We start from the raw sequence: 3,838 nt of genomic DNA on the forward strand, positions 1-3,838 counted from the left end.
GATGGTAAAAACTTCACCAAATGTTCCGCAACGCAGATCGGGCCAACACCCGGACCACCACCACCGTGAGGAATAGCGAAGGTCTTGTGTAGATTCAGGTGGCAAACATCGGCCCCGATATTTCCCGGAGAAGTGAAACCTACCTGCGCATTCATGTTCGCGCCGTCCATATAAACCTGTCCGCCGTTGTCGTGAATCAGTTTTGTGATTTCTTTAATGTTATCATCAAAGAAGCCATAAGTTGACGGATAAGTAATCATTGCCGCAGAAAGATTTTCCGCGTGCTGCTCTGCTTTGGCTTTCAAATCTTCGAAATCGATTTCTCCGCTTTCAAGGTTTTTTACCACCACCACTTTCATCCCTGCAATTACCGCAGAAGCTGGATTGGTTCCGTGTGCAGACTGCGGAATAAGAACGATGTTTCTGTGGCTTTCTCCACGTGATTTGTGATATTCGCGGATGACCATTAATCCTGCATACTCACCCTGAGCACCTGAATTCGGCTGAAGCGAAGTTCCGGCGAAACCAGTAATTTCCGCAAGATCTTTCTCCAATTCTTTAATTAACTGCTGATATCCCCCAGCCTGCTCGGTAGGAACAAACGGGTGTACATTGCCCCACTCGGGCCAGGAAATCGGCAACATCTGCGTGGCAGCATTCAGTTTCATAGTACATGAACCTAAGGAAATCATCGAATGCGTTAAAGAAAGATCTCTTCTTTCTAAACGTTTAATGTAACGCATCAGCTCGGTTTCAGTATGATATTTATTGAAAACATCTTCTTTCAGAATTTCATCATTTCTTAGAGACTGTTCAGGAATAAGAATTTCTTCTTTAAGCGTAAGTTTGAAGCTCTGCTTGTCTTTAAACTGCGCAAAAGCATCAAACAGCGACTGCAGTTTCTCTAAAGTTGTGGTTTCATTTAAGGCGATGCTCACAAATCCATCGGTGAAATAATTAAGATTGATTTTACGATCAAGCATCAAAAACATCAAAGATTTTTTCTCTTCCTCGTTCATTCTGAACTTTACGGTGTCGAAAACCGGCTCTTCTACAATATCATAACCTAAAGCTTTCAAGCCTGTATTAAGTGCATTGGCTTTGAAATGGATTTGGTCTGCGATGAAATTAAGACCTTTCGGACCGTGATATACGGCGTACATTCCGGCCATTACGGCTAAAAGCACCTGTGCTGTACAGATATTCGAGGTGGCTTTTTCTCTTTTGATATGCTGTTCACGGGTTTGAAGTGCCATTCTCAGCGCACGTTTGCCGTACGCATCCTGGGAAACACCAATGATTCGTCCCGGAATATCTCTCTTATAATCTTCTTTACAGGCAAAAAATGCAGCGTGAGGCCCACCGTAACCCATCGGAATGCCGAAACGTTGGGTAGTTCCCACCGCACAGTCAGCGCCCATCTCAGCAGGAGACTTCAGTTTTACCAACGCCATTGGATCGCTGGCAACTACAACCTGCAGGTTGATTTCTTTATATTTCTTAATATTTTCGGTGTAATCGAGTACAATTCCGTTTTTACCCGGATACTGCAGCAAAACTCCGAAATAAGATTCATCAAAATTATGATTCTCATGATCACCTTCAACGATCTCAATTCCCAGCCCTTCTGCTTTAGTTTTCAAAACAGCAACCGTTTGAGGAAGTACCAATTCTGAAACGAAGAATTTTTTGGCTTCAGATTTTCTCTGGTCTTTGGTTCGGCTTTCGAAGAACATGTGCATTGCTTCCGCGGCCGCAGTAGATTCATCCAAAAGAGAAGCATTTGCCAGTTTGAAACCTGTTAAATCGCAAACAACCGTTTGGAAGTTGAGCAGCGCTTCCAGTCTTCCCTGCGCGATTTCTGCCTGATAAGGAGTGTAAGCGGTGTACCAGGATGGATTTTCGAGAATATTACGCTGAATTGCGCTCGGCAAAATGGTATTGTGATACCCGAATCCGATGTAGTTATCGAAAAGGGAATTTTTGGCTGCCAATTCTTTAGAATGTGCCAACATTTCGTACTCCGAAAGTGCAGGTGAAATGTTTAATTCTTCTTTTAAACGGATGGAATCTGGAATTGTTTGGGCAATTAGTTCTTCAATACCCGAAACACCAATTTCCTGTAACATTGCCTGTTTATCGGCTTCGTTTAAAGAAATGTGGCGGTTTACAAACTGTGTAGTGTTCATTATTTTTACTGGATTTATTTAGAAATAAAGGTTCGTAAAAATACAATTTTTTGATGAACAGTACAATTGATAAATTTCATGCGCAAACCATAAAAAATACTTCATGTTATTTTGATTTATTCTAAATTAGAATTACATTTGCACCATGAATTCACCAATCACCCCTTTCAAAGTTGCGCCTCTGACTCCTTTTTACGGACAAACAGAAGAAATGTTCTGTGATAAGAAAAAGTGCTGTAAGAAATTTAAGAAAGGAAAACGCTGTAAAAAATGTCCTGGAAGGCTTAAAATGGCTTAATATTTTAATAAAAAGTTTTACGTTTCTGAAAAATTACCCACCAAAATTTTTTACTAAAAGCAGGATCGCAACTACAAGAAAGATAACTGCCAAAACAATCTTTAATGCTTTGGGCTGCCCAGCGGGATTTGTAGGCGACGGTCGCTGAGGCTTGAAAAGTTCTTCTACCTCATTTCTGAATTTTTCTTTATCCGTTTCGAAAACCTGATTCACGGTGATACCACGTACTACAGTTTTATTAAGCAACGTATTGGTTGCGTGCAGCAGAAGCTGAAATTTGCCCTCCTTGAATTCGGTAATCTTAATTTTTTTCTCACCATAACTTTTTTCGAGCCCGAATGGCAGCACTTTTACCACATCTGCATGCTGAGTCTGCCACGTGATAATTATTTCTTCGCCTTTCTGCACATTCACTTTGTTTACTGCAAAAGATTTAATCACCGGCGGGAGGTTGGGACGAAATATTCTTTGCTGATGGCTTAAATTATCATCGTAAATTCTTCTTTTTTCTTTATCACCCAGCGTTTCATAAGCTTCCTGAATCTCCATAAACCGGTGCGCAAAGAACTCGTCATTGGGATTTTTGTCTGGATGGTATTTCAGGGATAATTTCCTGTAGGCTTTTTTAATGTCTTCTTCAGATGCATTTTCCTTAACGCTCAGAAAATAATAGTAATTCTTCATTATAAGATACCGGATTCGGTTTTGGGCTGTAAAAGTAAGGATTTTAAAAAAAACAGTTCTGCATGAAAAAACGGAAATTTTCTGTTTCCGTTTTGTTTTGCTGACTACTGTTCTGCTAATTTCCTGAGCACTTCGAAACCTTTGGTAAAACCATTGCTCATATTGTCCTCATATTTCTGTTCTGCATGTACAATCGCCTGAATCTCTGTCGTATTTTCATCAATTGCCCGCAGGAAATACTGTTCTTCTGCACCGCTCCATTCTTTTACTTCGCGGCTTTGGGTATCTTCTACGCCGTTATTAAAGATTCCCAAATGACTGAAAACCACTTCAAAAGGAGGATTTAAACTTTTGATGGTTGAGACCATTCCGTTCCCGGTGTCATCAAGAAAATAGGTTTTTCCGTTGATTTCCCAGTCAGTTTTAAACTGAGAACCTGGTGAAAAAAACTGCGTCCATTCGGCATACGTTTCCGGTGCCCAAAGCATATCCCAAACCTTCTGAATGGGCGCTTTTACTGTGGTTTCATAACTGAGTGTTTCCATGATTTAGAAGTTTAAGTTGATGATTCTGATAGTTTTTTTACTTTTTCGAAATTTGAAGGATATTTAGAATTAAAGAAATCCACAAATTCATCCAAAGCATTTATTTTTCCAGTAAGAAGTGT

The 3,838-nt window shown here is 40.3% G+C and carries 3 protein-coding genes; all 3 read right to left on the reverse strand.

Annotation, left to right across the window (positions count from 1 at the left end; translation table 11 throughout):
* Positions 1-2,189: aminomethyl-transferring glycine dehydrogenase (gene gcvP / locus V5N63_RS11260; RefSeq protein WP_332034017.1), on the reverse strand; the 2,189-nt coding region annotated here is incomplete at its 3' end.
* A gap of 331 nt (positions 2,190-2,520) precedes the next feature.
* Positions 2,521-3,171, reverse strand: a complete 651-nt coding sequence (locus V5N63_RS11265) for a J domain-containing protein (RefSeq protein ID WP_332034018.1) — start codon at positions 3,169-3,171, stop codon at positions 2,521-2,523.
* A 104-nt stretch (positions 3,172-3,275) separates the two neighbouring features.
* Positions 3,276-3,716: an SRPBCC family protein gene (locus V5N63_RS11270; protein ID WP_332034019.1), complete on the reverse strand. Its 441-nt coding sequence runs from the start codon at positions 3,714-3,716 to the stop codon at positions 3,276-3,278.
* Positions 3,717-3,838 lie beyond the last annotated feature (122 nt).

Source organism: Kaistella sp., assembly GCF_032060305.1.
GTDB lineage: Bacteria > Bacteroidota > Bacteroidia > Flavobacteriales > Weeksellaceae > Kaistella > Kaistella yananensis.